Source organism: Corynebacterium nasorum (assembly GCF_022347325.1).
GTDB lineage: Bacteria > Actinomycetota > Actinomycetes > Mycobacteriales > Mycobacteriaceae > Corynebacterium > Corynebacterium kefirresidentii.
This window is the reverse complement of record NZ_JAKRDU010000017.1, coordinates 13214-39718: the sequence shown is the minus strand read 5'-3', so window position 1 is coordinate 39718 and position 26505 is coordinate 13214. Positions and strand designations below refer to the sequence as shown.

The 26505-nt window shown below is 52.7% G+C and carries 33 protein-coding genes and 1 pseudogene; 13 read left to right on the top strand and 21 right to left on the bottom strand.

Annotated elements, in window-relative coordinates:
• The first annotated feature begins 413 nt into the window (after positions 1-413).
• Entirely contained in the window at positions 414-806 is a 393-nt protein-coding gene (locus tag MHK05_RS10715) for a DoxX family protein (protein ID WP_239206707.1), read from the top strand.
• Between the two features lie 318 nt (positions 807-1124).
• Here MHK05_RS10715 and MHK05_RS10710 read toward each other — a convergent pair whose 3' ends face one another.
• The 6 genes from MHK05_RS10710 to MHK05_RS10690 form a co-directional block, all read right to left on the bottom strand.
• Entirely contained in the window at positions 1125-1757 is a 633-nt protein-coding gene (locus MHK05_RS10710) for a hypothetical protein (RefSeq protein ID WP_239206706.1), read from the bottom strand.
• Positions 1757-1990, bottom strand: a complete 234-nt coding sequence (locus MHK05_RS11940; RefSeq protein ID WP_367403378.1) for a type II toxin-antitoxin system HicA family toxin — start codon at positions 1988-1990, stop codon at positions 1757-1759. Before MHK05_RS11940 ends, MHK05_RS10710 begins: the two co-directional genes overlap by 1 nt.
• Positions 1991-2681: 691 nt before the next feature.
• A complete protein-coding gene (locus MHK05_RS10705; RefSeq protein WP_239206705.1) occupies positions 2682-3512 on the bottom strand; it encodes a RelA/SpoT-related domain-containing protein in 831 nt (276 codons plus the stop codon).
• 424 nt (positions 3513-3936) lie between these two features.
• Positions 3937-4434, bottom strand: a complete 498-nt coding sequence (locus tag MHK05_RS10700; RefSeq protein ID WP_239206704.1) for a RusA family crossover junction endodeoxyribonuclease — start codon at positions 4432-4434, stop codon at positions 3937-3939.
• Entirely contained in the window at positions 4431-5357 is a 927-nt protein-coding gene (locus MHK05_RS10695; protein ID WP_239206703.1) for a hypothetical protein, read from the bottom strand. The genes MHK05_RS10700 and MHK05_RS10695 overlap by 4 nt, the downstream gene beginning before the upstream one ends.
• Positions 5335-5493 (bottom strand): hypothetical protein, encoded by a 159-nt coding sequence (locus MHK05_RS10690; RefSeq protein WP_239206701.1) that lies wholly within the window; start codon positions 5491-5493, stop codon positions 5335-5337. The genes MHK05_RS10695 and MHK05_RS10690 overlap by 23 nt, the downstream gene beginning before the upstream one ends.
• Before the next feature lie 442 nt (positions 5494-5935).
• Here MHK05_RS10690 and MHK05_RS10685 point away from each other — a divergent pair, with 442 nt between their 5' ends.
• The gene (locus tag MHK05_RS10685) at positions 5936-6637 is read left to right on the top strand and encodes a DUF3800 domain-containing protein (RefSeq protein ID WP_239206699.1); all 702 of its coding nucleotides are present in this window, start codon (positions 5936-5938) and stop codon (positions 6635-6637) included.
• A gap of 160 nt (positions 6638-6797) precedes the next feature.
• On the opposite strand, the gene MHK05_RS10680 is transcribed toward MHK05_RS10685, so the two are convergent.
• The 8 genes from MHK05_RS10680 to MHK05_RS10645 form a co-directional block, all read right to left on the bottom strand.
• A complete protein-coding gene (locus MHK05_RS10680; protein ID WP_239206697.1) occupies positions 6798-7004 on the bottom strand; it encodes a hypothetical protein in 207 nt (68 codons plus the stop codon).
• Positions 7005-7490, bottom strand: a complete 486-nt coding sequence (locus MHK05_RS10675; protein WP_239206695.1) for a single-stranded DNA-binding protein — start codon at positions 7488-7490, stop codon at positions 7005-7007.
• On the bottom strand, positions 7491-8018 hold the full coding sequence (locus MHK05_RS10670) for a hypothetical protein (protein ID WP_239206693.1): 528 nt from the start codon (positions 8016-8018) through the stop codon (positions 7491-7493).
• A gap of 72 nt (positions 8019-8090) precedes the next feature.
• The gene (locus tag MHK05_RS10665) at positions 8091-8300 is read right to left on the bottom strand and encodes a hypothetical protein (RefSeq protein WP_239206691.1); all 210 of its coding nucleotides are present in this window, start codon (positions 8298-8300) and stop codon (positions 8091-8093) included.
• Complete coding sequence (locus MHK05_RS10660; protein ID WP_239206689.1) at positions 8300-8506, bottom strand: hypothetical protein; 207 nt, start codon at positions 8504-8506, stop codon at positions 8300-8302. Before MHK05_RS10660 ends, MHK05_RS10665 begins: the two co-directional genes overlap by 1 nt.
• Positions 8503-8673, bottom strand: a complete 171-nt coding sequence (locus MHK05_RS10655) for a hypothetical protein (protein ID WP_239206687.1) — start codon at positions 8671-8673, stop codon at positions 8503-8505. The genes MHK05_RS10660 and MHK05_RS10655 overlap by 4 nt, the downstream gene beginning before the upstream one ends.
• Positions 8673-9584, bottom strand: a complete 912-nt coding sequence (locus tag MHK05_RS10650; RefSeq protein WP_239206685.1) for a YqaJ viral recombinase family protein — start codon at positions 9582-9584, stop codon at positions 8673-8675. The genes MHK05_RS10655 and MHK05_RS10650 overlap by 1 nt, the downstream gene beginning before the upstream one ends.
• A gap of 702 nt (positions 9585-10286) precedes the next feature.
• A complete protein-coding gene (locus tag MHK05_RS10645) occupies positions 10287-10505 on the bottom strand; it encodes an excisionase family DNA-binding protein (protein WP_239206683.1) in 219 nt (72 codons plus the stop codon).
• A gap of 327 nt (positions 10506-10832) precedes the next feature.
• Here MHK05_RS10645 and MHK05_RS10640 point away from each other — a divergent pair, with 327 nt between their 5' ends.
• On the top strand, positions 10833-11327 hold the full coding sequence (locus MHK05_RS10640) for a hypothetical protein (RefSeq protein ID WP_239206681.1): 495 nt from the start codon (positions 10833-10835) through the stop codon (positions 11325-11327).
• A 440-nt stretch (positions 11328-11767) separates the two neighbouring features.
• On the top strand, positions 11768-12352 hold the full coding sequence (locus MHK05_RS10635; RefSeq protein ID WP_239206679.1) for a hypothetical protein: 585 nt from the start codon (positions 11768-11770) through the stop codon (positions 12350-12352).
• A 20-nt stretch (positions 12353-12372) separates the two neighbouring features.
• Here MHK05_RS10635 and MHK05_RS10630 read toward each other — a convergent pair whose 3' ends face one another.
• The 3 genes from MHK05_RS10630 to MHK05_RS10620 form a co-directional block, all read right to left on the bottom strand.
• Positions 12373-12555: a hypothetical protein gene (locus tag MHK05_RS10630; RefSeq protein WP_239206676.1), complete on the bottom strand. Its 183-nt coding sequence runs from the start codon at positions 12553-12555 to the stop codon at positions 12373-12375.
• 118 nt (positions 12556-12673) lie between these two features.
• Complete coding sequence (locus tag MHK05_RS10625) at positions 12674-13399, bottom strand: Rha family transcriptional regulator (RefSeq protein ID WP_239206674.1); 726 nt, start codon at positions 13397-13399, stop codon at positions 12674-12676.
• Between the two features lie 61 nt (positions 13400-13460).
• Positions 13461-13688, bottom strand: a complete 228-nt coding sequence (locus MHK05_RS10620; protein ID WP_239206672.1) for an XRE family transcriptional regulator — start codon at positions 13686-13688, stop codon at positions 13461-13463.
• Between the two features lie 149 nt (positions 13689-13837).
• On the opposite strand from MHK05_RS10620, the gene MHK05_RS10615 reads away from it, so the two are divergent.
• The 8 genes and pseudogenes from MHK05_RS10615 (at position 13838) to MHK05_RS10575 (ending at position 19697) form a co-directional block, all read left to right on the top strand.
• Positions 13838-14338, top strand: a complete 501-nt coding sequence (locus MHK05_RS10615; protein WP_239206670.1) for a helix-turn-helix domain-containing protein — start codon at positions 13838-13840, stop codon at positions 14336-14338.
• The gene (rhuM, locus tag MHK05_RS10610) at positions 14331-15329 is read left to right on the top strand and encodes a RhuM family protein (protein WP_239206668.1); all 999 of its coding nucleotides are present in this window, start codon (positions 14331-14333) and stop codon (positions 15327-15329) included. The genes MHK05_RS10615 and rhuM overlap by 8 nt, the downstream gene beginning before the upstream one ends.
• A gap of 138 nt (positions 15330-15467) precedes the next feature.
• Positions 15468-16412: pseudogene (locus MHK05_RS11935) on the top strand (DUF3800 domain-containing protein).
• Positions 16412-16792 carry an ImmA/IrrE family metallo-endopeptidase gene (locus tag MHK05_RS10595; protein ID WP_239206662.1) on the top strand — a complete coding sequence of 127 codons (381 nt, stop codon included), beginning with the start codon at positions 16412-16414 and terminating at the stop codon, positions 16790-16792. The pseudogene MHK05_RS11935 and the gene MHK05_RS10595 overlap by 1 nt, the downstream one beginning before the upstream one ends.
• An 811-nt stretch (positions 16793-17603) precedes the next feature.
• Positions 17604-18020, top strand: a complete 417-nt coding sequence (locus MHK05_RS10590; RefSeq protein ID WP_239206660.1) for a hypothetical protein — start codon at positions 17604-17606, stop codon at positions 18018-18020.
• 184 nt (positions 18021-18204) lie between these two features.
• Positions 18205-18519, top strand: a complete 315-nt coding sequence (locus tag MHK05_RS10585; protein WP_023021029.1) for a hypothetical protein — start codon at positions 18205-18207, stop codon at positions 18517-18519.
• Positions 18520-18597: 78 nt separating this feature from the next.
• Positions 18598-18993, top strand: coding sequence for an Arm DNA-binding domain-containing protein (locus tag MHK05_RS10580; protein WP_239206657.1), 396 nt, complete (start codon positions 18598-18600; stop codon positions 18991-18993).
• Positions 18994-19016: 23 nt separating this feature from the next.
• Positions 19017-19697 carry a tyrosine-type recombinase/integrase gene (locus MHK05_RS10575; protein WP_239206655.1) on the top strand — a complete coding sequence of 227 codons (681 nt, stop codon included), beginning with the start codon at positions 19017-19019 and terminating at the stop codon, positions 19695-19697.
• 139 nt (positions 19698-19836) lie between these two features.
• Here MHK05_RS10575 and MHK05_RS10570 read toward each other — a convergent pair whose 3' ends face one another.
• The 3 genes from MHK05_RS10570 to MHK05_RS10560 form a co-directional block, all read right to left on the bottom strand.
• Complete coding sequence (locus tag MHK05_RS10570; protein WP_023021027.1) at positions 19837-21210, bottom strand: NAD-dependent succinate-semialdehyde dehydrogenase; 1374 nt, start codon at positions 21208-21210, stop codon at positions 19837-19839.
• Positions 21211-21308: 98 nt separating this feature from the next.
• Positions 21309-22514: an oxygenase MpaB family protein gene (locus MHK05_RS10565; protein ID WP_239206653.1), complete on the bottom strand. Its 1206-nt coding sequence runs from the start codon at positions 22512-22514 to the stop codon at positions 21309-21311.
• 43 nt (positions 22515-22557) lie between these two features.
• Entirely contained in the window at positions 22558-23925 is a 1368-nt protein-coding gene (locus tag MHK05_RS10560) for an oxygenase MpaB family protein (protein ID WP_239206651.1), read from the bottom strand.
• Positions 23926-24391: 466 nt separating this feature from the next.
• On the opposite strand from MHK05_RS10560, the gene MHK05_RS10555 reads away from it, so the two are divergent.
• The gene (locus MHK05_RS10555; protein WP_239206649.1) at positions 24392-25459 is read left to right on the top strand and encodes a PDR/VanB family oxidoreductase; all 1068 of its coding nucleotides are present in this window, start codon (positions 24392-24394) and stop codon (positions 25457-25459) included.
• Between the two features lie 11 nt (positions 25460-25470).
• Here the strand turns inward: MHK05_RS10555 and MHK05_RS10550 are convergent, their stop codons facing one another.
• Positions 25471-26394 (bottom strand): DMT family transporter, encoded by a 924-nt coding sequence (locus MHK05_RS10550; protein WP_023021023.1) that lies wholly within the window; start codon positions 26392-26394, stop codon positions 25471-25473.
• Positions 26395-26505 lie beyond the last annotated feature (111 nt).

Below are 26505 nucleotides of genomic sequence, written 5' to 3'. Positions count from 1 at the left end.
TTGCGGCTTCACGCCGGTACTCCGGCGTGTACTTCTTGCGCTGTTGATTCACAATGAACATCCTCTCCTACGGACACAAGATCCATACAAATAGGGTGTCCACTACTTGAGGGTAACCTCATTTTTGGCTGAGCAAGGTTCTGACCCGAACAATACGTGGTGGGGCATCGTACCTATTTTGCTTGTTGTTGTGCCGCTTGTTTTTTGGTTTTGCGCTGTGGTGTCAATTGTGCGGTCTGGTTTTGGTTGGGGCGTTAAGCTTTTGTTGGTTTTGGCAGCACTTGCGTATCCGCTCATTGGGCCTCTGCTGTGGTTTTTTGCTGGTCGGGGCACGGAGTTTAAGACACAGCTAGATGTTGGGCGTGGCTGAAATTATTTCGTTGCTGAGTGATTTTGAGGAGTAGGTTTTGGGTATGAGTAAGTTTAGTGAGTATTTTACTGCTGGTGTTCTTGGTGGGTTTATGTCGTTTGCTGGTGTGTCGCATTTGACTCATCAGCGTGAGGAGTTTCAGGCTCAGGTTCCTGATTGGTTTCCTGGTTCCAAGGATGCTGTTGTTGTGGCGTCCGGTGTAGCGGAGATTGTGTTAGGGGCAGGTTTGTTGCTGTCGCGGCGTCGTCGCGCTGATTTTGGTGTTGCGTTGGCGGCTTTTTATACCGCTATCTTCCCTGGAAATATTGCTCAATATGCGGAGCGGCATAATGGGTTTGGGTTGGATACTGATACTAAGCGCTTTGCGCGTTTGTTGTTTCAGCCGGTGCTGATTGCAGGGGCGTTGCACGCGGCTGGGTTACCCGCCAAGAAGTAGTGGTTTGATTGTTGGCCTTGGTTTTCCAAGGCCTTTTTATTTATGGCCTGGGGTCTTGCTTGTTTGGTTTGTCTTAGCTGTGAAGTTGCGTTCGTGCACGGTCTAGCTTGTGGCTAAGCTCGCGGGTGTGGAGGCGGTGTGTTGTGCCTTGTTCCGGTTGTAAACCGGCAGGCTGTGCCCTATGGGTGTTGTTCAGGGGCGCTCTAGATCGTTAGAACTTAGGTGTCTATAAGGCGTGTTAAAACGACGAATACCCCCAACGTATGTTGAGGGTATAAGTTGTCGTCGCGCCGATTATAACACACAGCGTGACAAACCTTATGCGGAAACTAAAATCTTCTTCGGGTTTGTGGCTTTGGAGGTAACCCCAGTTGCCATCATAAAATCTCCAACAGTCGGTAGCGGCGGAAGATCTAAGCTATGGATGTTTATTTTTTCGGCTGGGAGATTGTCCGCTTCTGCAGTGAAGATACAATTCCATAGCAAGCCTTCTTCGGTAGGCATACATACAAACAGCCTGTCAGCTTCTCGTACTTGTTCGAGGAGGTCTTCCAGGAGATCATCGGAGAAGCACACCGCAGCTATAACGTCTCCGAACGCAGAAGTTTCTCCCCCAAACGTGGCAAGATACTCGGGGGATTTTTGGAGATGATCGCAAATAATTTGGCGAATGTCTCTGCGTTCCAGCATACGGTCTGCATCATCCCAATCCTGACGTGTCCTTACCCATATCGCAGGGTTGGACTCACTTTCTTCGTAGACGCACTCCTCGAGATACTCAACGAGATGGATCTCTTCTACTGGAATTTCCAGCAATAAGCTAAGAGCTTCCTTGAAGTCCTCTCGGGCTTGGTAAATGCTTTTACCATATCCAAAGGCTCCGTGGTCCACCGCATAGGCTTCCCACTCATCTTCGTAGTGCCGGAACACCACTTTGTAACCATTCTGCATTATCGCACCTCCTTGAGTGCTTGCTCTTGTGTTAGCCCAAGCTGCTTTACAAGAATGTTACGAACAGTTGCGGTCTTGAAATCTTTATTGCGATGAGGGAAAGTAAAATTTTTCCCGGTTATTCTTGAGCGAAAAATTTCATGACTTCCTTTTGAACGCAAAGGGCCGTCCGCATATTTCTCAATTATCTTTCGCAGTTTTCGGTATGAGCATGTAGGGAATCCTTTGGGCATTTCCCTCCGTTCACTTCTTCGGCTAACGGACTTTAAGAATAGCAATATCTTCAGCACTTTATGCCAGTTAATTTCTCAAGCCCTGCATATCAGGTCTTTTACTTCATTTACTGGGTACAAATTACCCCCATCAAGGGACCTTTTGAAAGCCTCCCCCGTTCTGCCCATTTCCTAAGTAGTTCTGGGTTGACGTTGTGTCCATGTTGTGGGAGTTTGTAGCAGGTGGTTCGTGCTGTGAGCCAGACTTCTTGCGGGTCCTTTATGGGTTCTGGTGGTCGAGTTCGGTTTTGTGCCTTGTTCTGGTCGTGAACCAGTGGCCTGCATCTCATGGGTCAGTTACTGAATTTGCCGTTTTAGTGGTCGTTGAGTCAGGCAACAAGGCTTTTGAAAGCGACGAATGCCCCCAACGTGTGTTGAGGGCATATAGTGTCGTCGCGTCGACGATTATAGCACACAGCGTGACAGAAATTCAGGCATCACTCCGCGCAAAGTATCGTGCATGAGTGTTCCGTAAAGATTCCATGGAGTTCGCCCTGACTGTGACAATTTCAGTGTCTCGGCTTCTGCGAATTCGCGAGCGATGTATCCGCTCTTCTAACGCTGCCTGAGCATCCACATACGACGTCACAGAGACTTCGCCTGACGGCCTATGATATTCAATGAGATAGGAAGTCACTGCCACTCCTTTGCCTTAAGCTTCTTCACCAATCGAGCCAATTGAATCAGCCAATTGCTTCAGTTGAACAACCAATTTGTCGTCAAGTTTATCAATATCCAACCTGACATCTTGATATGGACCGCAGTCTACCCCTTTCTTACGTATATCGCTGTCTATCTGACGAAATAATTTTGCTTTCTTTTCTTCGAGCTCCTGTATCGCTTCTGCAATATCCTGCGCCTTATCTACCAGCATCTTGTAGATTTCTGGCGCACCATCAGGAAGTTCGCCGTACCGATGGACTCGACCAAATTTATCCCCGATCACCTCATTTAAATTTGCCCAGGCTGCCTGCGTCTTAGTTCTTAACTGAAGCTCAACACGCCCCGCAGGAGCAGTCAAGTGAAGATGTATTGCACGATATCCATACTGGGAATCTTTTAAATAGTTTCTTTCTTTTACCGCTGCACCTTCGGTCTCAAACCGGACCTGCAAGACGTCAGAAATTTCTGACAAACAATCCAAAGAACAGTCAAGGTCCAAACGACACCCGGCCAAATCCTGGACACGACTGAGTTTTGTACTAAGCCGATCAAGCTTATCGGCTATGGTGTCATCAGTTTTTACCCGATGACTGGACTCGATTGGAGGTTTAATTCGATAAGTCTCGCCATGAAAGTCCTCGCTTTGAGAGAACTCCTCAACCTCTTCTAAAGCAATTGTAATAACGGTTTCATTTAACTTATCGAACCATGCCATTACTTGAAGATAGTCATCTTCATTGAGCTCCCTCCTACCTCTAATCCCTTCTCCGATACGGTTTATGGTGCCCTTTGAGAACGGGTGTTCTTCGTTAAGTTTCACGGACTCTCTTTACCTGTTGTAGAACTTCATTCAATGAATAGATATTAACGTTTCCCTGTTCTTTTTCGCGTATATAGTTCACCGCTCAACCCATTTCCGCAGTAGCTCTGGGCTTACGTTGTGGAGCTCTGGGCTTACGTTGTGGCCTTGTTGTTGGAGTTTGTAACAGATGGTTCGTGCGTTGGGCCATGCTTTTGTTGTGTGTGGTGTGTGCCTGTCTTCTGACTGCGTGTGGGCTTGTTCCAAGGGTTATTCTTTCTCCGTGTGGTTGGTGGTGAGGTTAGTCATCGTTGCTCCGTGTGGTTGGGTAAGGTTTATTTGTCTGCCCAGAGGTCGTAGGCGCGGTCTTGCCATGAGTCGTCTTCTTGTTCTTCTAGTTCGTCTGGGTTGGGTTCGTTGGTGTCATCAAAGGGCCAGGGGTAGATCATTGGTTGCCTTTGCATGTAATGGTGATGTGGGCGCCGGTCCAGCCTTGTGGGTGGTATTGCTTGGTGATGTGCCATTGGGTGATGCGTGAGTCGTCTTTGATGACGCCGGCGTACTGCAATGCATCCCCCACGGCGCGGGCCAGCTTGTCGGCGTCGGGGGTTACGGCTGGTTCGGGGAATCGTGGTCGTTTGGGTTTGGGCATGAAAAAAGCCGCTGTGACCTGTATGGGTTCATCTAGCGGCTGGTCTGTGTAGCTGGCGCTTAGTTCTTGTATGAGTTTGTCGCGCCAGGGTTTGAGTTTCTTTGAGGATTCAATCATGCGCCCATGACCGACGTAACGCTTTGAACCTTGCGGGGCTGGGGTTCCTTCAACTTGGAAAGTGAGTGGGTTGGTGTTGATTCCCTCCGGTTTGCAGGTCTTGACCTCCGAAGCTGGGACAAGAATCACGCGGCGTGCTCCGGCTTGTTTGGCTATTTTTCGTGTTCTGCTCAAAATGGTGGTTCCTTTGGCTTCTGGCGGGTTGGTTTGTCGTTCTGGACTGATTGCCCACGGGTGTGTTGCTTGTCCGCCTGTGGGGCTTCTGGGCGGGTTTTTGGGGCTGTTTCTGGTTTGTGGTTGCAGCGCCATGCTTTGCCATCTTCGTAGCGCATGCCGTTGGGGTCGCAGAGGGCGCATTCTTGGCGGGCTTTGAGGGCGGCTTCGCGTTCACGTTCCGCTTCTGCTTCGGCGCCTTGGCGGAGTTTCTGGCATTCGCGGCAATCCTCCTCGACCCATTCGCCGGCCGGGATATGGCGATGCTTCGGGCATCGAGTGCGTGCGGCGTGAGCCGCCGCTAACTCGTCCAGATTTTGAGGTTGGGGGCTTTCGGTGTTGGGGTCTTGTCCACCAGTAGGGTTACTGGTTTCCTTAACCCCCTCCCTTCCCCTGTTCCCCTGTTCCCCTGTTCCCCTGTTCCTATGCTCCGGTTTCCGCGAACTTCCGCCGCCTTGTGTAGGAACTTCCGACGCTGCGCGTAGGAAAGTGTAGGAACTTCCGTCACTCCACTGGTCAGAGACGTTTTCGCCGTCTTCTGGGGCCGGATATTTAGACTTAGCTTTGCGTTCTGTGCGCTGATGATCCGCCCATGTTGGGATGGCGTAGTAGGTGCGTCCGTGGACCTCATAAATGATGATTCCGAAGGTGTCTACAACTTCCTTCACGACGCGGCGGAAATTCTCGGAAGTTCCTACGCTAAGTTCTTTGATGTCATCGTTGGGGAAAATGAACCCCTCTAACTCCTTTAAGTTGAGGGTTCCGCGCCCGTAATCGTCCGCCCAATTCCACATCCCGATGTAGGCCAGGCGCGCCACAGCAGACGCCTTTGCCACATCCGGCGAGGACCAGAACTCGGGTTTAATCGTCCTGATTCGGGGCATCGTCTTTTCCTCCTTTCTCTATGGATTGGAATAGGTGTATGAGTGCGTCGAGGAAGTCTGGCCTGGCGCAATAAAGGTCGCGTGATTCGAGGTAGGCGCGCATGTCTTCGCGGGCACGGTGGTCTGGGTTAGGCATGGATAAAAGTCCCTTGGGGTTGAAAGAAACCCCGCCTGTGGACTGTGAAGTCCAAAAGCGGGGTTAAATGAAAATCAAGTAAAGCACAAAGTGCCCATGAATGAATGGCCCTAGGATGCACAAAAGCCGCCATCAAAGAATGACAGCGGCTTAAGGCGATGTGGTGTTGTATACCCATACAATCACTACACCGACGATGATATAAATATTTGCCAAGAAAAGCGATACTCAACCACCCGCTGGTGGACTATTAAGGTCCTGAACAAAGCGGGGTTAATATTCATTGAATTGGTGCACACCTCTAGGTGACAGTACCTGTCGTTTCAATTTCGCTGCCTCAGCAAGCAAACATTCAAGTAGGTAATGCGTTTTAGGGCGTTGAATAAGGCCGTAGTACGTGGGTTAGGATAATTAGTACCCAAACGACAGGAGAACGCCTCGCATGTATCAACTTTTCGTTGACGAGTCTTACCAGAAAGGTCACTATTACGTGGCAGGCGTCCTGGTCAACGAAAAGCAAAATGAGGCCTTAGTTACACGGCTCGATGAACTTGCCAACAGTGTGCAGAAACGCAACAGCTGGCCTGCCCCTCCCGAGTTTCATGGCCACGCCCTGATGAATGGGCTGGACGACTGGAAAAGCCTCAACGGTAACTTTGGCGCGTGCATGACCATCTATCAGAAAGTGCTGCACGCTATACAGAACTCGGGCGCCCAAGTCTACCTCGAGGGTGTTGATGTTAATCGACTCAATGCGCGCTACAAGTACCCGGATAGTCCTCACGAGATTGTACTCCGTCACACGCTTGAGAGAGTTAATGAGTATTGTGCACGTGACGGGGAGATGTGTAAGGTCATCGCCGACATGGTGCCGCAGCAAGACGATTTTAACGAGGCAATCCAAAGGTTTATCCGTGTGGATACCCCAGGGTACCGCAGTCAAAAACTGCTTTGCGTTGACGGCGACATTGAGTTTGTTGACTCCCGGGCCAGTAGGGGCGTGCAGGCGGCCGACATGTCTGTCTATGTACTGCGCCGTCATCGAGAAGAAAAACACGCTAGTAAGTCGGCGCGTAAAGCAACCAAGCGACTCGTCAAGGCACTCGGCCCCGCCCTCGTGTACGAGCGGAAGTGGCGTCCCTAGGCCTAAAAAAAGCTCTGGAGCCTACGCGGCTCCAGGCGACAACGTTCCGGTAACCGGCTCGTCGTGATTTCAATTTAACCTCTTTTGACGCTATCAGTCAAGATTCTGCACGGTTCCATTTGCACTACCTCGGTTTAAGCACAAGACACCGCCTCCGTGCTTATGTGGTGGGGTCGACGAGGACGGTGGAGGTTGCTTTGAGAGTGAAGCGTCCGTCTCTGGTGGCCCCGTGAACTGTGCCGTCGTATTCAGCGGCGTAGGTGATGCGGTCGGCAATCTTCTCTGGGCCAAAGGTAGAGGGGAAAAGAACCACCCTTTTACCCTTGTATTCGGGAAGTTCGGCGGCTTGAATCTTTACATACCCCATTTAAAATGGTGGCTCCTGATTCTGCTGTCCCGATTGTGCCGGCGGGGTCGACCACGCCCCGCTGGCGGCGGTTTGGCCCTGCTGTGCGGCGTTGTTCCACCGCTGTTGAGCTTGGTTTGGCTGCTGCTGTGGCGCGGTGGGCAGTAGGTAGTAGCGCATTGCGGTGAACTCAACCTTGCTGCGCTTCTCCCCTTCCTTGGTTTCCCACGAGCGGGTTACGAGCTTGCCGGTGACGGCTACCTGGTCGCCCTTTTTCAGGTTTGCGGCCATCTCAGCCCACGGGGTGGGATTCTGCTTATTACCCTGCTCGTTCCAAATGGTGACATCTAGATACATGCTGCGAGTCTTCACCCACTGGTTCTGCCCTTCGTCGTACCTATTATCCGAGTTAGCGAGGGTGAAATTCGTAACCGCCGCGCCCTGTGGCGTGAAGCGTAATGCTGCGTCCCGCGGGAGTCCACCAGTAAGAGTGATGACATCAATCATTTACTTTGCTTCCTCCTGCAGCTCATTCCAACGCTTCCGTCCTAGGTCGATGACTTCTTCGGGTACGTCGCCGTCGTTGCGGATTTCTTGCATGAAGCTGGTTACTTCCTCAGCAGTGGTGAGCTCTGCGATGGCCTGCTTGACGTCTTCAACGAACTGGTCCGGCTGCTCATCTTGCTTCTGCTGCTTCTTCATCTTCGGCGCCGGGGCAGACAACGCCTGCCGCGCCACATCCTGACGCTTGGCGTTCATCTGCACTGGTTCTAGCTCTAGGTCTTCGGCGGTGTATTTGATGCCGAGGAGTACGTCCGGGGCGAGGCGGCGGGAGACTTCCGACGCAGCCTTGGCGTACAGCATGGCCTGCGGGTCAGTCTGATACTTCTTATTTGAGGTATAACCCGCCTTCTTGGCGCGGTCTAGTGTCCAGGTGGAGGTTTCTTGCTCACCGCTTGGCGAGGTGCCGCGAACCGTGACCGATTCGTCGGTGGATTCCACGGTCTCAAAGCGGTAACCCTTACCTTTGAGCAAGGCGACCATAGTACGGGCGTAAATAGCCGGCTGCCCATGCACCACGAATATTTGCTGCAGTGCCTGCTGCGGTTATAGACCCAACTCCGCTCCGTAAAGGATGGCGGCAGCTCCATCGTCTGGTTTGCCGCGGAAGGTTTGGGGCACCATTTGGGTGTTGCAGAGAACGGTGGCGAGTTTGTGAGCGGCGCTCATGGCTTCTGCTTGGCGCATGAGGTCGTTGAGGCCTGCGTCTGTGACCTCCGGGGGGATAGTGCTGTTAGTGGCGATTTCGTTGCTCATTAGATGTTCCTTTCGTCGTCGAATCGGGCGAGGGTGATTTCTGTGAGTTCGAGGGCGGTTTCCTCATCGTGGCCGCGGGCGGTGAAGCACTCCATGAGGTAATGCGCCTGGTCGGCAAAAGCAGTCAGCGCCGCATAGTTTGCTTCCGTCACGGTGCGCGCGACCTCGAGTCGTCGCCGCGGCATATCACTCGGAATAGGAGTCATAGTTTCTGGCGCTCCTTGTCTGCCTGGTCGTGGATTTGCTGGTAGAGGTCACGCATTTCTGGAAATGTGTCTCCGTGGTCGCGTATCCAGTCGAAGGCTTCGCATTGTGCTCTGTTTAGGGCGCGGTTCTTTGCTCCCTTGCTTGGTTCTGTGGTGTAGATGCTCATTAGTTGACGACCTTTGTTAGGCGGAGGCGTGTGGAGCCTCGTCGGGTTTTGGTGTTGAACTCGGAATAGAGGTCCGGGTGGGCGGTCTTAAACGCCTTACTGTCGAAAGTCTTAGAATCCTTGGTGGTGGACACACTCACCTTGTAGCCGGCGTGCGTACCCGCGTAGGAATCACCGAGTAGTTTCAAAAGGTCTTTCTTGTAGGTCTTGGCTAGGTCAGACCAGCTGGCGGATTTTTCTTCCGCATCTGCTAGTTGCGCTACGAGGTCTTCTACCTCGTCGGCGTCTTCTAGGCTGGTGACCTCACCCATCCAATCCGGGGTGGTGCCTTCCAGCCAGGCAAACCATTGCGCGGCGGTGCGTTGCATGTCCTCCACCACCTTGGAGTCATAGTGGATTACCTGATACTCGTACCCGTCCGGGGTGAACTCCCCGTCCTGCTCCTGGTAGTACTCCACCAGCAGCACGCACGCCTCGGCACCCGCATGCCACATGTTTGCCTGCACCTGCAGGTAGTACCCGTCGGGGCACCAATCATGCCAACCCCCACCAGTGAACGGGTGCTTAGCGGTCTTAATCTCACCAATCACCTCCCCGTCCTCACTGAAAAGGTCTGGGGTGCCACACAGGCGCTCATCATCTTTGTTGATGATGATGGTCTGTGGGTCCGCGTTGTACACAAGACGCGAATCAACCTCCACCACAAGCGGAGCCAGTATAGGTTCACGGGCTGTGCCCCAAACCATGTAGTCATTACCGCCCCACCGCTTCCCTGTTTCTTTCTGCTCGCGCAGCTCCTGCCACTGTCTAGCAGTCCTGCTTAAAAGCAGGTCCCTTAGCTCCGTTGAGGTGAGGTGCTGACGGCGGAACTCGAACCACTCATCATTATTCTCTGGTTTGAATATCCTCAATTTAGTTCTTCCTCTTAAAAATCGTGGTGCCCTTATTCGACTCACGCAGAACTTTCTTCGCGTTCCTTGCATGGCGCTCACAGAACCGAAAACCCAAACCCAGGCCGGGCATATCCTCACCTCGGATGAGACAATTCGCGTAAAGGCAGCGTTCACGCTGTTCATGGCAACGTTTGATGTACGCCAACGCCGTCTTCAACGCCTGAAAGCTCCGCGGCCTATCTCCGAGGTCTACCCACCATTCCCCGTTATATTTGACAGGCCGGTAACGCTGGTACGCCTGCTCGAGTGTGATTTCTATATCCATACCGGCGGAACCGAAATCACTGCGTGGAACAGGAAACCAACCAAACCACCAAAAATGCCAGTCGCCCAAGCGAAACGGATCCGCTTTTCAGCGATGTCTTTCCAATACGCAACCTCCTTATGCGTAGGTTCACGACGCTGCAAGCGACTACTTGTGTTTTGCACGGCAAAACCTCCTCTCATAAGCAGAAATCTGACCGGTCACACTATTGGCACCACTAGCAAGCGTTAGAATCTGACGACGAGTCTTTTCCGGAAGATGAGCAAGGTTGTAAATCGTCTTCAACCGAGCCTCAACATCCCTCATATAAGCCTTCGCCTCAGAAGCCGTAATCTGACGCATCATCTACCTCCAAATCATTACAAAAGTTCGATTAGTTCCTTGAAACATGCGTTTTATAAAACCCATTGGTTCTCCCCCATCAAAAAAGCATCGCACCACTCAGAATTGACGCGATACGTGCGCCCAGTCTTCACCGAACGCAATTCCTTACGCTGCAAAACTCGATACACCGTCTCCGGATGCATACCCATATACTCAGCAGCTTCCTTCGCGGTAAACCATTTTCTGATACCATCCATAACGACCTTTCTGGAAAGAAGAGGTTGAATCACGGGTAAGGCCCCTGCACTTCTCAGTTCATGCAGGGGCCTTCACCCATGAAAACTTCCGAAAAATAAACGGGGATGCAGATGCAGCAGAGCGCAGCAGCGGCAAGTGCTGAAACCGCCAAATCCTGGGATACTGCCCTTGAAGCGGTCAGTGTCCAACCCGCCCTTAACAACCCCTAGTGGCCTGCCGGGGAGTCGAACCCCGGAGTCTTTTACAAGCACAAATTTCTTTAGCCCCTGTAGTAGGTACAAGAAAAATGTGAATAGTTACTACTCTGCGCTAGTACGCCCCTTCAGGCCACCTGAAGAGGCCAGATAAAATGTGAAAGCATGAACGCGTTCGAAATAATTTCCACGCTCATCGCCTCCATCTCTGCAGGCATCGCACTCTGGCAAGCAATAGACGCATCAAAATCACGCAAATCAGCAAAGACTGCACAAGCCGAAGCCGCAGAAAGCTCCGACCGAGCCGCCCGCAGCGCCGAACAAGCCGCAGCAGAACAACGAAAAATCGCCGAAGCACAAGCAACAATCTCCGCATACACGCAGAAACTCGCCGCAGCAAACCGACGAAACGTCACCCTCCACCACGAGAGCAAAAAGAACTACGCCATCGCCAACGAAACCGGCGAAACCATCACCAACGTCAGCATCAACCCAACCAGAGACGACCAAGCAGCCACCATGAACGCTGAAACCGCCGCCACCCTCCAACACGGAGACGTCATCGAAGTACTCCTTGGCTTCCAGGGAAAATACATCCTACGCTGGACAGACAGCGACGGTAAACAGCAACAAAAAGCAGTAATCGCTAGTGCCGATTGATGTGGTTGACATAGATAGCGCACCCCGCAGAAATCAAGGCACACGCCGAAATAATAATCGGAGCAACCATACCGAAACACCTCCCCTCCACAATCAACTATCCGCCTCACGGTGTGTGAGGCCAGTGCCGCGCCCAGGACTTGCACCCGGGGAGTAGCTCATCCACGGCCTAGTGTTTTACGTCCTTGGTGGTTCCCTCCCGCTTACGGCGGGGTTCCTGCCTGTCGGCTTGGCCAATGCTTCACGGACACGTCACGTGGTTCTTGGCCCGGTATCTTCTATCAGGACAATCCACTTTTCAGTTCTCTATACAACGTTTTCCGCCCAGGCCTAACCCCTTGGGGGTTAAGTCACTTTGACGAAAATTTGGGACATGCTGGTCCCCGTGCCCGCGGGGAGGCTTGCACTCCCCCGCCTGCTAGACGGGCTAAAATAAACTCATGGCAATAACCGCACTCATAAGCGCAATAACCGGACTTGCCGCACTACTACTAGGAATCAAACAATTTCAACACGCCCGCCAATACGACGGCGCACACCAAATAGCAATGGGCTTCAGCAACTACGGAACCCCCACCGTCATCTCAGGAATGAAAGAGCCCATTGACGAAATCGAAATACAACTCCACTACCAGGGCTTCCAACCCCTCTACGGAGTCAAGATGTCCCTCCTCTGGGACAATGGCGAACACTGGGACCTCTACCCCGAGACTCAGCTTCAGCCTGGAGAAAAATTCGGCCCGAAGGTTCTAAAAATACCGTGTAGCGACCTGGATAAAGTACACCTACATGTCGCATGGCAGACTCCACATCCTGCCATTCTGAAAAACAAGATTCGGTATCAAGCACTCCGGATGAACCTGGCTCAAGAGGCTCAACAATGGCGATGGCGTCCATTCGAACACCTCCATCGGCGCCGGCACTCGCCACTCGGAAAGTGGAAGGCAATTCATAATTCCCCAACCGACCAACAGAACTTCCCCGGCTGGCCCCACGGCCCCGCAGCCAAGACCATAGACTGGTAAACATCAACAACACTCCTCCACTAAATCCCGAGCTCGGCGAAGCGATTGGCGGTGCTAAGCGAATCGACCAACGCTTGAACATCATCGCCATCCAGCCGGACCACACCATCCACCGAAACCGACACCGCACCATCAAAAACAGTCACTTTCACGCCAGAAACAAGAGCATAAAAACTAACTGGCGTTAACTTCACATCTCCCACGACAACATTCCTTCCCTAAACCGAATAAACCCGGAATAAACCTGAATAATCCGATACACTCGACACTGTCGAGTAGGTCCGACAAGCCCCGCCCACACGCGGGGCTTTTACATATGCGCTAGGCGTAGTACTCATCCCACACCTGCTGCATCAACGCCCGGTCGGCCTCGGTGTAACCATTAACCTGGCGCACCTGCCCGTTAGGCAAAGTAAGGTCGTACTTTTCCGGCTCGCGCCCCTTCTCCAGCGTGTACAAAGCCTTCATGCGCTTACCGAACATCGGCGCCACCGACTTCATCTTCTTGTTGGAAAGATTCTTCGACTTCAAAAAGTCCGCCGTGTACAAAGGCCGAGTCTCCGGGTCCAACTCCGGAGCCTCACCCAAACCACGAGCGAGTACAATCCTCGCCTTCGCCTCCAAGTGGTCAGGATGAATAAGCCCCTTCGCCGCCTGACACAACTCCATCCGCATCTGAGACTCACGCATAAGCGCGTTTAGCTGGTGCTCAGCCTGTACCAGTTGATTTTCCATAGCCACAAAGGCCTTAATGAGGTTCTTCTTGAAATCAACCACCGCCGGCGTATTGCGGAACAGGGTCATTGCGAACATCGCTTGCTCACGATTCAGGACCGCGATGTTGGTGGACTTGCCGTATCCGCCCTGAGGAAGCGCGGCACCCTTTCGCGTTTCAAACGCGATGGGGCCAAACTCCTCGAAGTCTGCTTGGTTCTTACGAATCGTCTCCAACACGTTCTTGTGCTGAATCCCAACGCCGCCGGCGATAATCTCCGAAGTGGTGGTTAGGGTCCCGTCAGTATTGGCATGAACCAGTTGGTTATCCATTGTGTTAAGCTCCTTATTGAGTAGCCTCTTTTGGCTCGGTGTTCTGGCACCGGGCCTTTTCTTATGCGGTTAGGGCTTCCAAATCATCGGCAACGAGGATTCGGTCTGGCCTAGCGCCGAGGGCTGCGAGTGCTTGAAGCACGTCCGGCTTGGGGGTTCGTGTGCTTAGTGCGCGTCCCCAGGTCGAACGGGACACGTTGGTGCGTTGCGCTAGTTCGACTGTTGAGCCGATTCGGTTTAATTTCTTAACGCGCTCTACCTCGTCCAAACTGATTAAGAACTGAGCCATTTTGTCTCCTCCTTTCGCTCGTCTGATTCAATAATGAATCATTGTCACCATAATGTCAATATTGTGATTCACTATGAGGGCACCCATTTTTCGTTTGTAAAGCTAAACACGGGTTGCGTGCGTCATTTTTGACACATTATGATGTGAGCATGATTGATTACCGAGACTGGTACAAGTCCGCGACAGGACAACGGGTAACCGCAGAAACAATCGGCAAACTCATCGGAGCATCACGCCCGACCGTGACCCGCCGCCTAACCCAAGACGGACTCACCGCTGACGAAATAATCAAGGTCAGCCGAGGACTACACGTAAACCCCATCGACGCACTGGTAGACCTCGGCCATATCACCGAAGCGGAAGCCATGAGCCACTTGGACAACAACGGCAAACTATTGGACACCACAGAGGACGGAGAACTCGCGATTGAACTAGCGCGCCGACTCAATCCCGCTACCCGCGCTAATGAGATAGACGAGTTAGCTTCTCGTCGTTCGGGTGCCCCCGTGTCCGGCCCGTCTGATTCACTGCATGATGACGATGATGGTGTTGTCCGCGAGTTTGATTACGACCCGGATGAATACGCCGCTGATTCGTCACCTAACGAGCAGGAAGAACGGGAGAAACGAGGTGAAGACCCCATTGACTAGCCCAGACCAAGTTGCCATCTACACCACCGAAGATGGCAAAGCACACGTCCGCCTCCAGATAAAAGACAACGACGCTTGGCTCAATACCAGCCAGATGGCCGAACTTTTTGACGTCGGGGCTCCGGCAATAAACCACCACATACGTGAAGTACTCAAACAAGGAGAACTCGACGAAGCTAAATGTAAAAAACTTTTACAACAGCCTGGTAAAGACAGGAAAACTAAACACTACAACCTGGACATGATTCTCGCCGTCGGCTATCGAGTACGAGGCCCCCGCGGTTCACAATTTAGAAAATGGGCTACAGAAGTTCTACGCGGATACCTCACCAAGGGATTCGCTATCGACGCTCAGAAACTCAAACACGATGGCGTCGATACCCACTTCGATGAATTACTCGAGACTATTCGAGAGATCCGAACTTCTGAACGCCAATTTTTTCGTAAAATCTGCGATGTTATATCCGCAACCAGCGCCGATTACCAAGAGAAGAAATCATTTAAGGAAGTCCAGCAATTCTTCGCCGGGATTCAAAACCGACTTCATTTCGCCACTCATGGGCGAACCGCAGCGGAGCTAATCTGGGAACGTGCAGACCGCACCAAACCATACGCTGGGCTCACAACATGGGACGGAGAAGCGCCCCATAAAAGTGACATGAGCGTAGCTAAAAACTTCCTCACCGAAGACGAAGCCAAACGCATGCGCAGACTCACCACCATGTTCCTGGACTACGCAGAAGACCAAGCCGAGATGGGTAAAACCATGCTCTTAAAAGACTGGATGGAAAAGACAGAAGCCTGGCTCGTATTCAATGAACGCGAAGTCCTCAAAGGATACGGAAAGAGAAAGCACAAGCAAGCAGTAAACAAGTCCGAGGAAGAATGGAACGCTTACCAACGTCAACTCGATTCTAAAGTCAACGAAATAGACATGAAAGCTCTAGAAGCCGAGGTCAAGACTCTGAAACGAGGTGAAGACCCCCAATGACTAACATATAGTTAGCGAAATTCGCCGGAACCATATAGAATCACTAAACACAGTGGCGGCATTGAAATACATGTACCGCGCTAATTCCGGCGGCTAGAGCATTTAATGTTCTAGCCGCTGAGTCATTTCAAGGACATTATGCTTATTGCTTACTTGGATGAATTTGGCCACCAAGGCCCCTACATCAGACACGACCACCCTAAATACAACACACACCCTGTATTCGGTTACGCCGGATACATACTCCCTGCCGAAAATGTACGTCAGATGGGTGGCTACTTCGAATATGTAAAGGAGCACCTACTTGACTGGGAAATCAAACGCTCACAGGTTCATCCGAAACGATGGGAGAAGAAGGGCTCAAAACTTCTCACCACAACAAACATCGAAAATTATGGCGAGGAAATCAATCCCGCTATCAACCGCATATTCCGAAAGCTAGGAGAATTAGACGGAAGGATTTTCTTCTACGGTCAACAAAAACCCATCGGAACAGTCAAAGAGACTAATTAGACTTCCCAAACTCTTGAAGAGCATTGTCTCATTCAATCAATAAACCGACTCGGAACCTTCGCCTTTAAAGCAAACCAAAAACTAATGGTAATCATGGATGCCACCGACACAGACAACCGTGAACGCGCCGTCGCCACTTTAGGGAAAACGATATATTCTCGCCAGAATAAGGAAAACAGAAGCATCATTGAGATACCTGTTCAGGCCGATAGCAGACTATACGGAACAATCCAATTGGCAGATTGGATATGCGCGATACTTGGCCGACTAACGGACTATCATTTTGCAGAAACTTCCGCCTTTGGTTGGGCTGTAGACATGGGGCAAAACCTCGCACGACTATGTCAAACGACTAACAATTCAGTTATCTGGTCTAACTCACCCAGCAAAGACTCTCGATGCTTTCCAAACCAGTTAGTGAAAACCACCAAATTTTGGCAGTCCGAAGCTAGAACCGAAGCTAAGAAAAACCGGCAAAAGCAAATAAACAGTCAAATGATGCAAAATATGCTTGCCGCTAGTTCTCCGGAATTTCAGAAGGAACTGGAACAAATCAAAGGCAATTGTTGATGATTGAAGCTCTTATTCAGGCTGCTGAGGCCCGGGGCTACCACATTAGGTGGCATCGTGGTGGGCCGAAAGCAGCATGGATACCCCGCAGAAACACCATCACGCTCCGCCTCGGCATGGATGACGCCACCACCCTATGCTCCCTAGCCCACGAGCTCGGCCACGCGCACTACGGTGACCCGCCCGGTCACCACGGGGCACATGAGCTACGTGCCGACAGGTTCGCAGCCCGACTACTTATCTCCCCGGCTGACTATGCTGTTGCTGAGAAAGTTTACGGTCCTTACCCGGCGGCAATTGCTGCAGAGTTAGGGGTGACCGTCAATATTTTGAAATCATGGCAACGACTGTACACAGCACTATTGGTGAAAAGCAGTTAGCAGCAAAAGGAGGGGCCATGAGTTTCACAAACTATGCCCCTCCTCTTTTACCACTATCCCAGATAGAGCAGAAAAGGCCGCCGGATGCCTTTCTACAAGGATGAACTACGTAGCCCCAGCGGCCTTTCCTAGACCCGCCGCTAGAGTACAGAAGGAAGGCGGCGGGATTTAGGGTAAGAGTGCCCCTAAAGTCAGCCAGCGTAAGAACTCTGACCGACAGCACTAAGCCTAATATTACTAACTAAAAATAGCTACATCTCTCTCTGTGAAATTGACTTCATACCACAGGAAACGTACCCATACGCAGGATATTCAAAGTAAAGTATGGCCCACCACAATCAGAGGAAGTTAGCCTAGTAAAACGTAAAAGGCCGCTAAGAGTGCAAGGGGTACCAGCACTACTTAGCGGCCGCAACATGAGCTACTTTTCTACATTAATACAACCAACGTAGAAAAGATCAGGAGAGCGGAATCGTACTCTCAACCGGCCAGTACGTACATCCCCAGCCGGTGTCGAAAACACTAGCCGACTAAAGCTAACCCCGCAACCATTATTCAGCACGACATCAAATTAAAGAACTAGGCGAACTACTACAACCGACTTACCACCCTCATACCAAGAATTTAATGTAAGCGTCAACACTAAACACTTAGTAGTTCACCGAGGCCATCCATGGGCGCCTACACGCTTCGACCAAACCCTCCCATTTCAGTTCCTGTGCATTCCACCACAAAACCTGACTTTTCCTTTAAAATAAGCTAGCATTCCTTTTTGCGTGCTTAACACCCCCATACGACTCAAGGAGACACAATGCTACGCAAGGCAACCATCGGCCTGACCACCCTGGCCATCGCCACCACCACCGCCATCGCACCAGCAATGGCAGACGACACCGTCACCTCTGAAACTACCTCTGCCGACGCCGTCACCACGACCGAAGCCACCCCTGAACAAAACGACGCAGCTTCCTCCAAGCTCGACAAGGAAGGCATCCACGCCAAGTTCGAGGAGCTCTCCAGCAAGCACAAGGAAAACAAGCAAGACCTCGACGCTAAGCACGAAGAGCACAAGAAGAACTTCGACGCAAAGCTCGACCAGCTCTCCAGCAAGACTGAAGACTTCAACGCTAAGGTCGACAAGTTCGTCAAGAACATTGACTTCAGCAAAATCGAGGACGCACTGAAGGTCGTAGAAAAGATCATCGTAATCGCCGGCAAGCTCGCCTAACACACGTCTTTCAACTCCACCATTGCCTCGGGCACAACACTAGTGCTCAAGGCAATTTTTTATTCCCCCATCCACCTCAAACTTGTGCAGACTGACACAAAAGAATGCAGTTTCCCCGCACAGGCACTACCCTTCTTACTGGGTAAACCTACCCTGAAAGCACCCCCCCCGATAAGGAGACACAATGCTACGTAAAGCAACCATCGGCCTGACCACCCTGGCCATCGCCACCACCACCGCCATCGCACCAGCAATGGCAGACGACGCAGCCCCCACCAAAGAAACCACTGCAACAACAACTACCACCACAGAAGGCAACTCCTCTCAGCCAGAGAACGCCAAGCACCAAAAGAAGGAAAAGACCCCCGAAGAAAAGCTGCAACAAGCAGAAATCGCTGCCAAGCGACTCGATAACGCTAAGAAAGGCATTGAAGTAACCAAAACCATTGTTGAGATTGGCCTCAAAGTCGGCGAATTTCTATTCCCAGTAGCCGCATAGCCCTATCTCTCCACCGGGCCCCGGCAATCCACAGTATTTGGATTGCCGGGGCTTTTATACAACACAAAGATCTCTATCATGTCCTCAATCAAGTCTTACAAGACCGCAAAAGGAAAGTCCTGGCGCGTCCAGTACCGCGACCCAAACGGCACATCCCACACAAAACGAGGATTCCGCACCAAAAACGAAGCGCAAGCATGGGCCGACAAAAACGCAGTCAATATACGCGAAAACGACTGGATAAACCCCAACGCCGGCAAAATCACCATCGAACAAATGGCCGTCCCATGGCTCACGAACATCACCCACCTCAAACCCAAAACTAAATACGACATGCTCGCTATATGGCGAAACCACGTGAAACCACAATGGGGGAACCGCAAATATCAAGCATCAAACCATCAGAAGTACAAGCCTGGGTCTCATCACTGGACAAATCAGCCTCACTCGTACGACAAGCACACGCCGTACTAGCCCAAATCCTCGACTTAGCGGTAATGGACAAAGCCATACGCAACAACCCAGCCCGAGGAATTAAACTACCCCGCAAAACCGCCGCCAAAAAGATATACCTCACCGCAGAACAACTCGGACTACTCGTTAACGAATGCACTAAGTACAAAGAACTCGTATGGCTACTAGGCACCGTGGGTCTTCGCTGGGGCGAAGCAGCAGCCCTCAGAGTCCGCGACATAGACGTCACGCGAAACCGAATCAGCGTTGAACGAAACGCCGTCACAGTAGGCACCGAAGTGGTTATTGGCACGCCTAAGACGCATGAGGTACGCGAAGTGGCTGTGCCAGCATCGGTGATGCGGATGCTTATACCGGTAATGGAAGGGAAAAGCCCGGATGAGTTGTTATGGCCGCGTCGTGATGGTTCGCCGATGAAGCCGCCTACGCATGGCAAGTGGTACTACAACGCGTTGGATAGGTGTATGGATAAGTACCCGGATTTTCCGCGTGTGACTCCGCATGGTCTTAGGCATGTGGCCGCCGGGTTGATGGTGTCGGCTGGGGCGAATGTGAAAGTTATCCAGCGTGAGCTCGGCCATTCTTCAGCGGCGATGACGCTTGATATTTACGCTGAATTGTTTGATGAGGATTTGGAGGCGGTGGGCAGCGCTGTGGATGAAAAGATTTCAGGTGTCGTCAGATTGTCGTCACGTAGGGCTTAAAAAGGGTGTTTATGCAGGTTAAATAGGGTTTAGGTCACTGGTTCGAGCCCAGTTGGAGGAGCGAAAATCCCGCTTAGCTTTGCTAAGCGGGAACTTTTGTATTCAGCCCTATTACCTCTGGGCTAGAACGGCTTGTGGCCTAGTCGTTGATGTACAGATACTGCTTATTTACGAACTCGTCTAGGGCAAAGACAGAAAGTTCACGGCCATAGCCGGAATTCTTGATGCCGCCGAAAGGCAGCACCGGAGAGAAGTACTGTCCCAGGTTGACGTGAATCATTCCGGTATCGATCTGGTCAGCCACGTTGGTGGCACGCTCGGTGTCCTCAGAGAAGACGGCGCCGCCCAGACCGTAGTTGGAGTTATTGGCTAGCTCCACTGCTTCCTTTTCGGAAGAGACCTTATAGATTTCGGCCACAGGGCCGAAGAACTCCTCATAGTAGGAGTCGGAGCCTACGGGGACGTCGGTAAGCACGGTTGGCGTGTAATAGGCCGCGGTTTCATGCAGCTCGCCACCGGTACGGATGGTGGCGCCATTGTCCACGGCGCGCTGGACCTGCTTGTCTAGGTTCTCTGCGGCGCTGCGCGAGGACATTGGGTAGTACTGGTTATCCGCTGGGCTGGAAGGATCACCTTGTGCCATTCCCTCGGCGATGCGCACCATTTCATCAACAAACTCGTCGTAGATATCCTCCATGACGATGATGCGCTTATTGGAGGTGCAGGCCTGGCCGACGTTCTCGATGCGCTTGACCCAGGCTTCCTCAGCCGCCTTAGTGATATCGGCGGCATCGAGAATAATATACGGATCAGTGCCGCCGAGCTCCAGCACAGCCTTCTTAAGGTTGCGGCCGGCGATTTCCGCAATGGCGGCGCCGGCGCGCTCAGAACCAGTGAGAGAAACACCCTGGACGCGCGGATCAGCAATAACGTCCGCAATCTGGTCATGGTCGGCATAAATATTGATGTACACTCCCTCGGGCAGGCCAGCCTCGCGGAAGATCTCCTCGATAGCAGCGGCGGACTTCGGGGTAATTTCGGCATGCTTTAGCAAAATGCAATTGCCGTTCATCAGGTTCGGTCCGGCAAAGCGGGCGACCTGGTAGATGGGATAGTTCCACGGCATGATGCCCAGGAGGGAGCCAACGGGAAGGCGGCGAACCACGGCCTTTCCGCCGGGTACATCGACTGGCTTGTCTTTATTGTGCTCTGCCGCATTATCCGCATAGAACTGCAGGATATCGCCGGAGAAGTTGATCTCCCACTCCCCTTCCGGGGTGGCCTTGCCCATTTCTTGGGCCTCAATCTTGGCTAGTTCGCCCTTACGCTCCTTAAAGAGCTCGGCAGCACGGGAGACAATCTTGGCGCGCTCGTCAATTGGGGTCTTACGCCAGGTTTGAAAGGCCTCGTGAGACTTGGCTAGTGCATCCTGAATCTGCTCGTCGGTAAAGGTATCGAAGGTTTCTACCACTTCATTTGTGGCGGGGTTGGTAACTGCGTAGCCCTTAGACATCGGGACTTCCTTCCTATGGGGTGTTGATATTGATGTACATCGCGCAGGCATTGTGCCTGTCACAACAGTACGCGACTTTTGTTATCCATGTCACCGATTTAAGCGCCGACGGCCATCGAGCCGTCCTTCATTTTCACGCCCTCATCCTGCTTCATGTAGGTGGCATCACGGGTAAGCATCTGGCGGACCATGTCCTCATTCTTCTGGATTTCCGCCTCGAGGGCTTCTTTGTCTTGGCGCAGCAGGTCAAAACGTTCTTGTACTAGTGGGGCTTCCATCTCCAAGATGGGCTGCATCACGGACTGCGCCACGCCACAGGCATCAGCCACCTCATCGCCGTGGATGATGCGCACGTGCGCAGCGGTCCAATCTGCAAGCGTGTTTTCTGGGAAGCCGGTGAGTTCCTTAGCATTAACAACGAAGCCGGACATCAGGGCATCGACAAGCTGGCGGGCAGCCTCATTAATTTCGCCGTCGACCGCATGGATGGCGTCCATGGTCTCCTGCGAGGCCTCTACACCATCTTCACCGTGGAAGAGATCAGAACGGATACCCAACATGCGGCCGACTATCTTCCACAGATAGAACACGTCCTTTTCTTCTTCTGCGGTGAGTTGCCAGCCCATACGACGCAGCCCGGCATATGGGATATACGTGAAGTCGAACCAGGTGCGCAGCATGTCGAATTCACTAATCGGCGCACCATAGTCGGAATAGTCCAAGCCCTTGCGGTTATGTACGCGGCGCACATGAGCGTGAATCGCGCGCACCATACCTGTATGAATAAAGCCTTCCCCTCCTGGCTGCAAAGCATCCGGCAGGTAAAGCGAATAGGTCCAATTTGTGGTGTAGGCAAGGCGCTTGACTGCACCGTCAGTAAGCTCGCCGGTGTTAACCAAAAGGTCAGCGATGGCCGGGGTAGCATACGTATGCACCAAGGAACCAGGGCCCAACGCCAGACCATGGCTCAACGGCGGGATGGACAGGTAGGTGCGGCGACCGCGCTCAAGCTTTTCCGCGTCTAGACCCGCAAGTGCCTTGGTCATATCCTCAATCAATGCCGCTACCTCCGGCAGGGTATTGTCATCGGCGGTGCCGCGAGCTAAGGCCTCGCGCAGGTTGGGCATGATTTCCTTGACCGTATGACCGCTGGTGAATAGGGCGTCTGCCACGGGATCCATAGCCCAGAAGGCCTCTTGGTAGCGGTCTGCGCGCTGCGTGCCATACTTGGCCACAAATTCTTCGCGGCTACCGCGGCCGGCCGGCCATTCATTTACGGTGCTCAACGGTGCTGGTGCATTCATTGTGGTTTCTCCTTATAGTCTGGTGAGAGTTGGTGAAGTCGGTTTAGCTGCGGGCTTCTTTCGAGTCATCGTGCAAGGTGTAATCGGACTTGGTATCTGGTTCGTTCTTAGCGATGTAGTCTTTGATCACCTCCGTCACCGCAGTCCAAGGGGGCTTGCCGTTATTGGCTCGCTTTATCCTGGCCCTTTTCGCACCTGGCAGCTTGTCCCGAATTCGGGCCGCACGAGCTTCCGCTTTAGCGGCCGCCTTGAAGAGGATGGCCCAAGGCCTAAAGTTGATCTTTTCCCAGCGTGTGCCCTGCACCATAAACTTGGTGTCTTTCTCGCCGCAGATGGTAGATAGTGCGCCAAGGGCAACGTGCGGTACGAGGGGGTTGAGGCTTTCCAGGATGGACATCAGCGCGGTAGCCACACGCTCGTGGTAAGCAGAGGAATATCCGCCATTGCCATAGATATAATCAGTCATCTTGCGCATTTCATCGCCAGTTTTAGGAATAAGGCGCTCCTCCGCTCCCATCATGTAGAGGATGTATCCCCAATACTGAGCCACGTCATCCCACTCCTGGCCGCTATGCGGACGGCCAAAGAACTCGTCGATTGCAAGCGGCATCATGCCAAACCAGCCTTCTCCAGAGACGAGGAAACTGGAGCCGATTGGACGCCCGAACTCGTTATAGTGCTCCGGACCCCACATCTTTTCCAATCCGCGGTTTGCCTGGGCGTGGAGCAAACGCACGCGCACCGCCGCCTTGCGCCCCTCACCAAAGCGCTCGAAAACGTTCTTCTTTCCTAGATCCACAAAGAACTGTGCAGTCTCAATAGACCGTTGCATGGCTTGAAACTCAAACATTCCGGTCTCGCCTGTGGCCGCTGAGGTGCGATCCTCCAACGTAGTTGCCCAATAAGCAAAGGCGATAGCAAGAATCTCTGAGGTGCGGGTGACGTTGTAATAGGCTACGCGCCCGCGTTCGGCGGCCTCGAGATCTAGCCAATTTGGGATCCGATCTATTTCCTGGAAAAACTCCACCAACTCAGGGGCAGGTTCACGCACAGTATCGATGCCCTGATTTAGCGCCTGCTCGAATTTCTTCCGCGATTCCTTCGCACCATCGCGACGGAAGGCTTGGGCAAGCTTCTCACCCACCTCGTCGGTTTGCCACATGTGGTCATCTAAAAGGCGGGTTTGCGCTGTACCGTAGCCCTCCCAAGAATCTTCCACTGAGTGCCAAGAATCAAAAATATTATGGCGCAGCACGGACCAGCTCGGGGTGGGGGTGCGCCGCTTAGGTGCCGGGCGCAGCGGCATTCCATCGCGATAGAAGTAGCGGAAATCTTCATAAGGATTATCGGACATCGGCAAAATCTCTGGCTGCGTGGTTTCGCTCGCCAAGGGCTTGGTGGGAGTTGACATTGCAGTGACTCTCTTTCTTAGTTCAAGTGTCATGCCACACACTGTTGAACAATGTGTGCTCTAAATCACTGTTGGTGCGTAATGGTTATCGTATAGAGGGCCGGATCGCACCGCAACGGGACCCGCAGTGGTTTGCCCATTTTGCTTTGCCTTAAACTTTCAAAAGTAGGTAAAAGGTCTCGGACTACACTCCCCCACCACGAGAAATAAGACGAGTGGATGCGCCAAAAGATTTTTAAATTGGAAGTGTTCACCCACCCATGTGGGTGTATCAAACACGGTCAATTGGCGCGAGATTGCCACATGAGTGACATGGAGCTCATGTAGTAGATACTATGTCCTCAATCACTTTAAAAGGCTGAATGGCGTGAAGCGCCACCGCGAGACACCAACGAACTGCAGGACGTGTAAAGGCTTCACATTCTTCCCTCGCTCCGCCCACGCCATTGAGCAGAAAGGGGCCACGATGGACGAAACTTCCTTAAAACACTCTCCGGCACGAGGCACAGCAAAACGGAGCGAAGGTTCGCGGCTGCGGGCCACAGTACAGCAGGTCACCCCAGTCGCTGATGACCTTATGGTGCTGGAATTCTGCTTAAAGGATGGCGAGGAACTCCCCGACTACTCCCCCGGCTGCCACGTAGACGTCACACTCACCGGACCAGAAGAAACGGAATTAGTGCGCCAGTACTCTGTTTTTGAAATGCCACCCAAGGAGATCTCCAGTTGTGACGCCGGTGCACATTTAACTTACGGCATCGCCGTTAAACGCGAAGAGAATTCACGGGGTGGATCCCTTGCCATGATGCAACTTCGCGCGGGCGATGAGTTACTCATCTCCCCAGCGCACAATAACTTCGAACTCGTTGACACCGCCAGCTACTATGTACTCGTCGGCGCCGGTGTGGGTATTGCGCCTATGCTATCCATGGCCCAATCGCTACAGCGCCAAGGCAAACCCTTCATGGTTCTCTACTTCGCCTCTAGCATTACCCGCGCCGTACTCCTGCCCCAATTGCGCAGCATATGCGGCGATAGTCTCATTGAAGTTTTTGGCTCACCCCGTGCACGGCAAGAAGAAATCTACCGACACCTATTATCCCAAGCCCCGCAGGAAACAGTGTTTTATGTATGCGGTCCGCAAGGGTTCATGTCCGGCGCGAAGGAGGTAGTGCTGGACTATCTGCCCCACCAGAATTTCCACTGGGAAAACTTCCACCCTGATATAGAAGCGCTTAGCGGAGAGAAAAATGCCGGTGCAGGCGATTGCGCTTTCGACGTGGAATTTTGTGGGGAAACCGTACACGTTCCAGCCAATGTCACTGTACTCGAGGCACTCGAGGAAGCTGACTTGCCGGTGATGTCACGTTGTTTAGAAGGCACCTGCAGCACCTGCGTTATGAAGGTGCTAGAAGGCGAGCCAGAACATCGAGATTCCGTCTTTAATGAGCAAATGCATGCAGACGGCGCCTTTGCGCCCTGCGTTTCACGGTCACTGGATAGACGCCTGGTGCTCGAGCGCTGGCGCCGCTAAGGCACTACGTTTTAGAGCGAACGCACCATCACGACCCCAATGATGACTAAGGCCAGTCCCACTACACGGTGAATAGGGGGCAGTCCCCGGCGCGCATGCCCCCAGCCGAGCGACTCTACTACCTGACCGCACACAATTGATCCCACCAGCGATCCAATCACGGTTGTTCCCGTGCCCAAGATGGGAGAAAGCGTAGCCCCGCCAACCACGAAGAGAGCCCCTAGCACTCCACCGAACCACATCCACCATGGACCAGGGGCGGGACGGGTGAAAAGAGCACGCCGCGGACCAAGGGGGACAATAGACAGCACTGCAAGCAAAAGCACGCCGACCGCTAGAGAAATCTCGCCGGCGGGAAGGGGGCTGCCCAATGCACGGCCGAGGAAGCCGTTGACAGCAGTTTGGGTTGCTGAGCCCATTCCAATAAGAACCCCAAAAAGCCGCCACAACCACAGCTTCACACCACTGGCTGTGGCGTGCGTAGTAGCGGCACCGCGCCCGATTTCCAATACCAACGCGATTCCCACCAACACCACGGCCACCCCGAGGATGCGCAGCGGGCCGACTCCAACGTGTGGGGAATTAAATATGCCGGTGGTATCGCAAAGCAGGCCCATTGTTACCTGCCCCAAGATAGGCAAGATAACGGTCTCCACGCTGCCGATGCGAGGGAAAAGCAGAATATTTCCCACGATGAAGGAAACTCCCATAAACCCGCCGAGCCACACCCACCAAGGCTGTTGCGCAGCGGTGGCTAAATCCGGAATTAGGTGGCCGGTGAGCGCAAGAGCAATAAGCGCAGAAACGAACAAGCCAATAATAAAGGAAAAGAATCCCGCCACAATTGGGGAGCCAACGCTTTCACGAAACCGCGTATTAATGGCCGTCTGTACCGGCACTATGGCGCCGACCAGCAGGGCGGCAATGACCAACATAGGGCGTCCTTTCTTATAAGCAGCTGGGGGCATCGCCAAGCATGGTTTCTGCCACATTGCACAATGCAGAAACACTGAAAGTGCAGGCCCAGGGTTGTGGGACCTGCACTC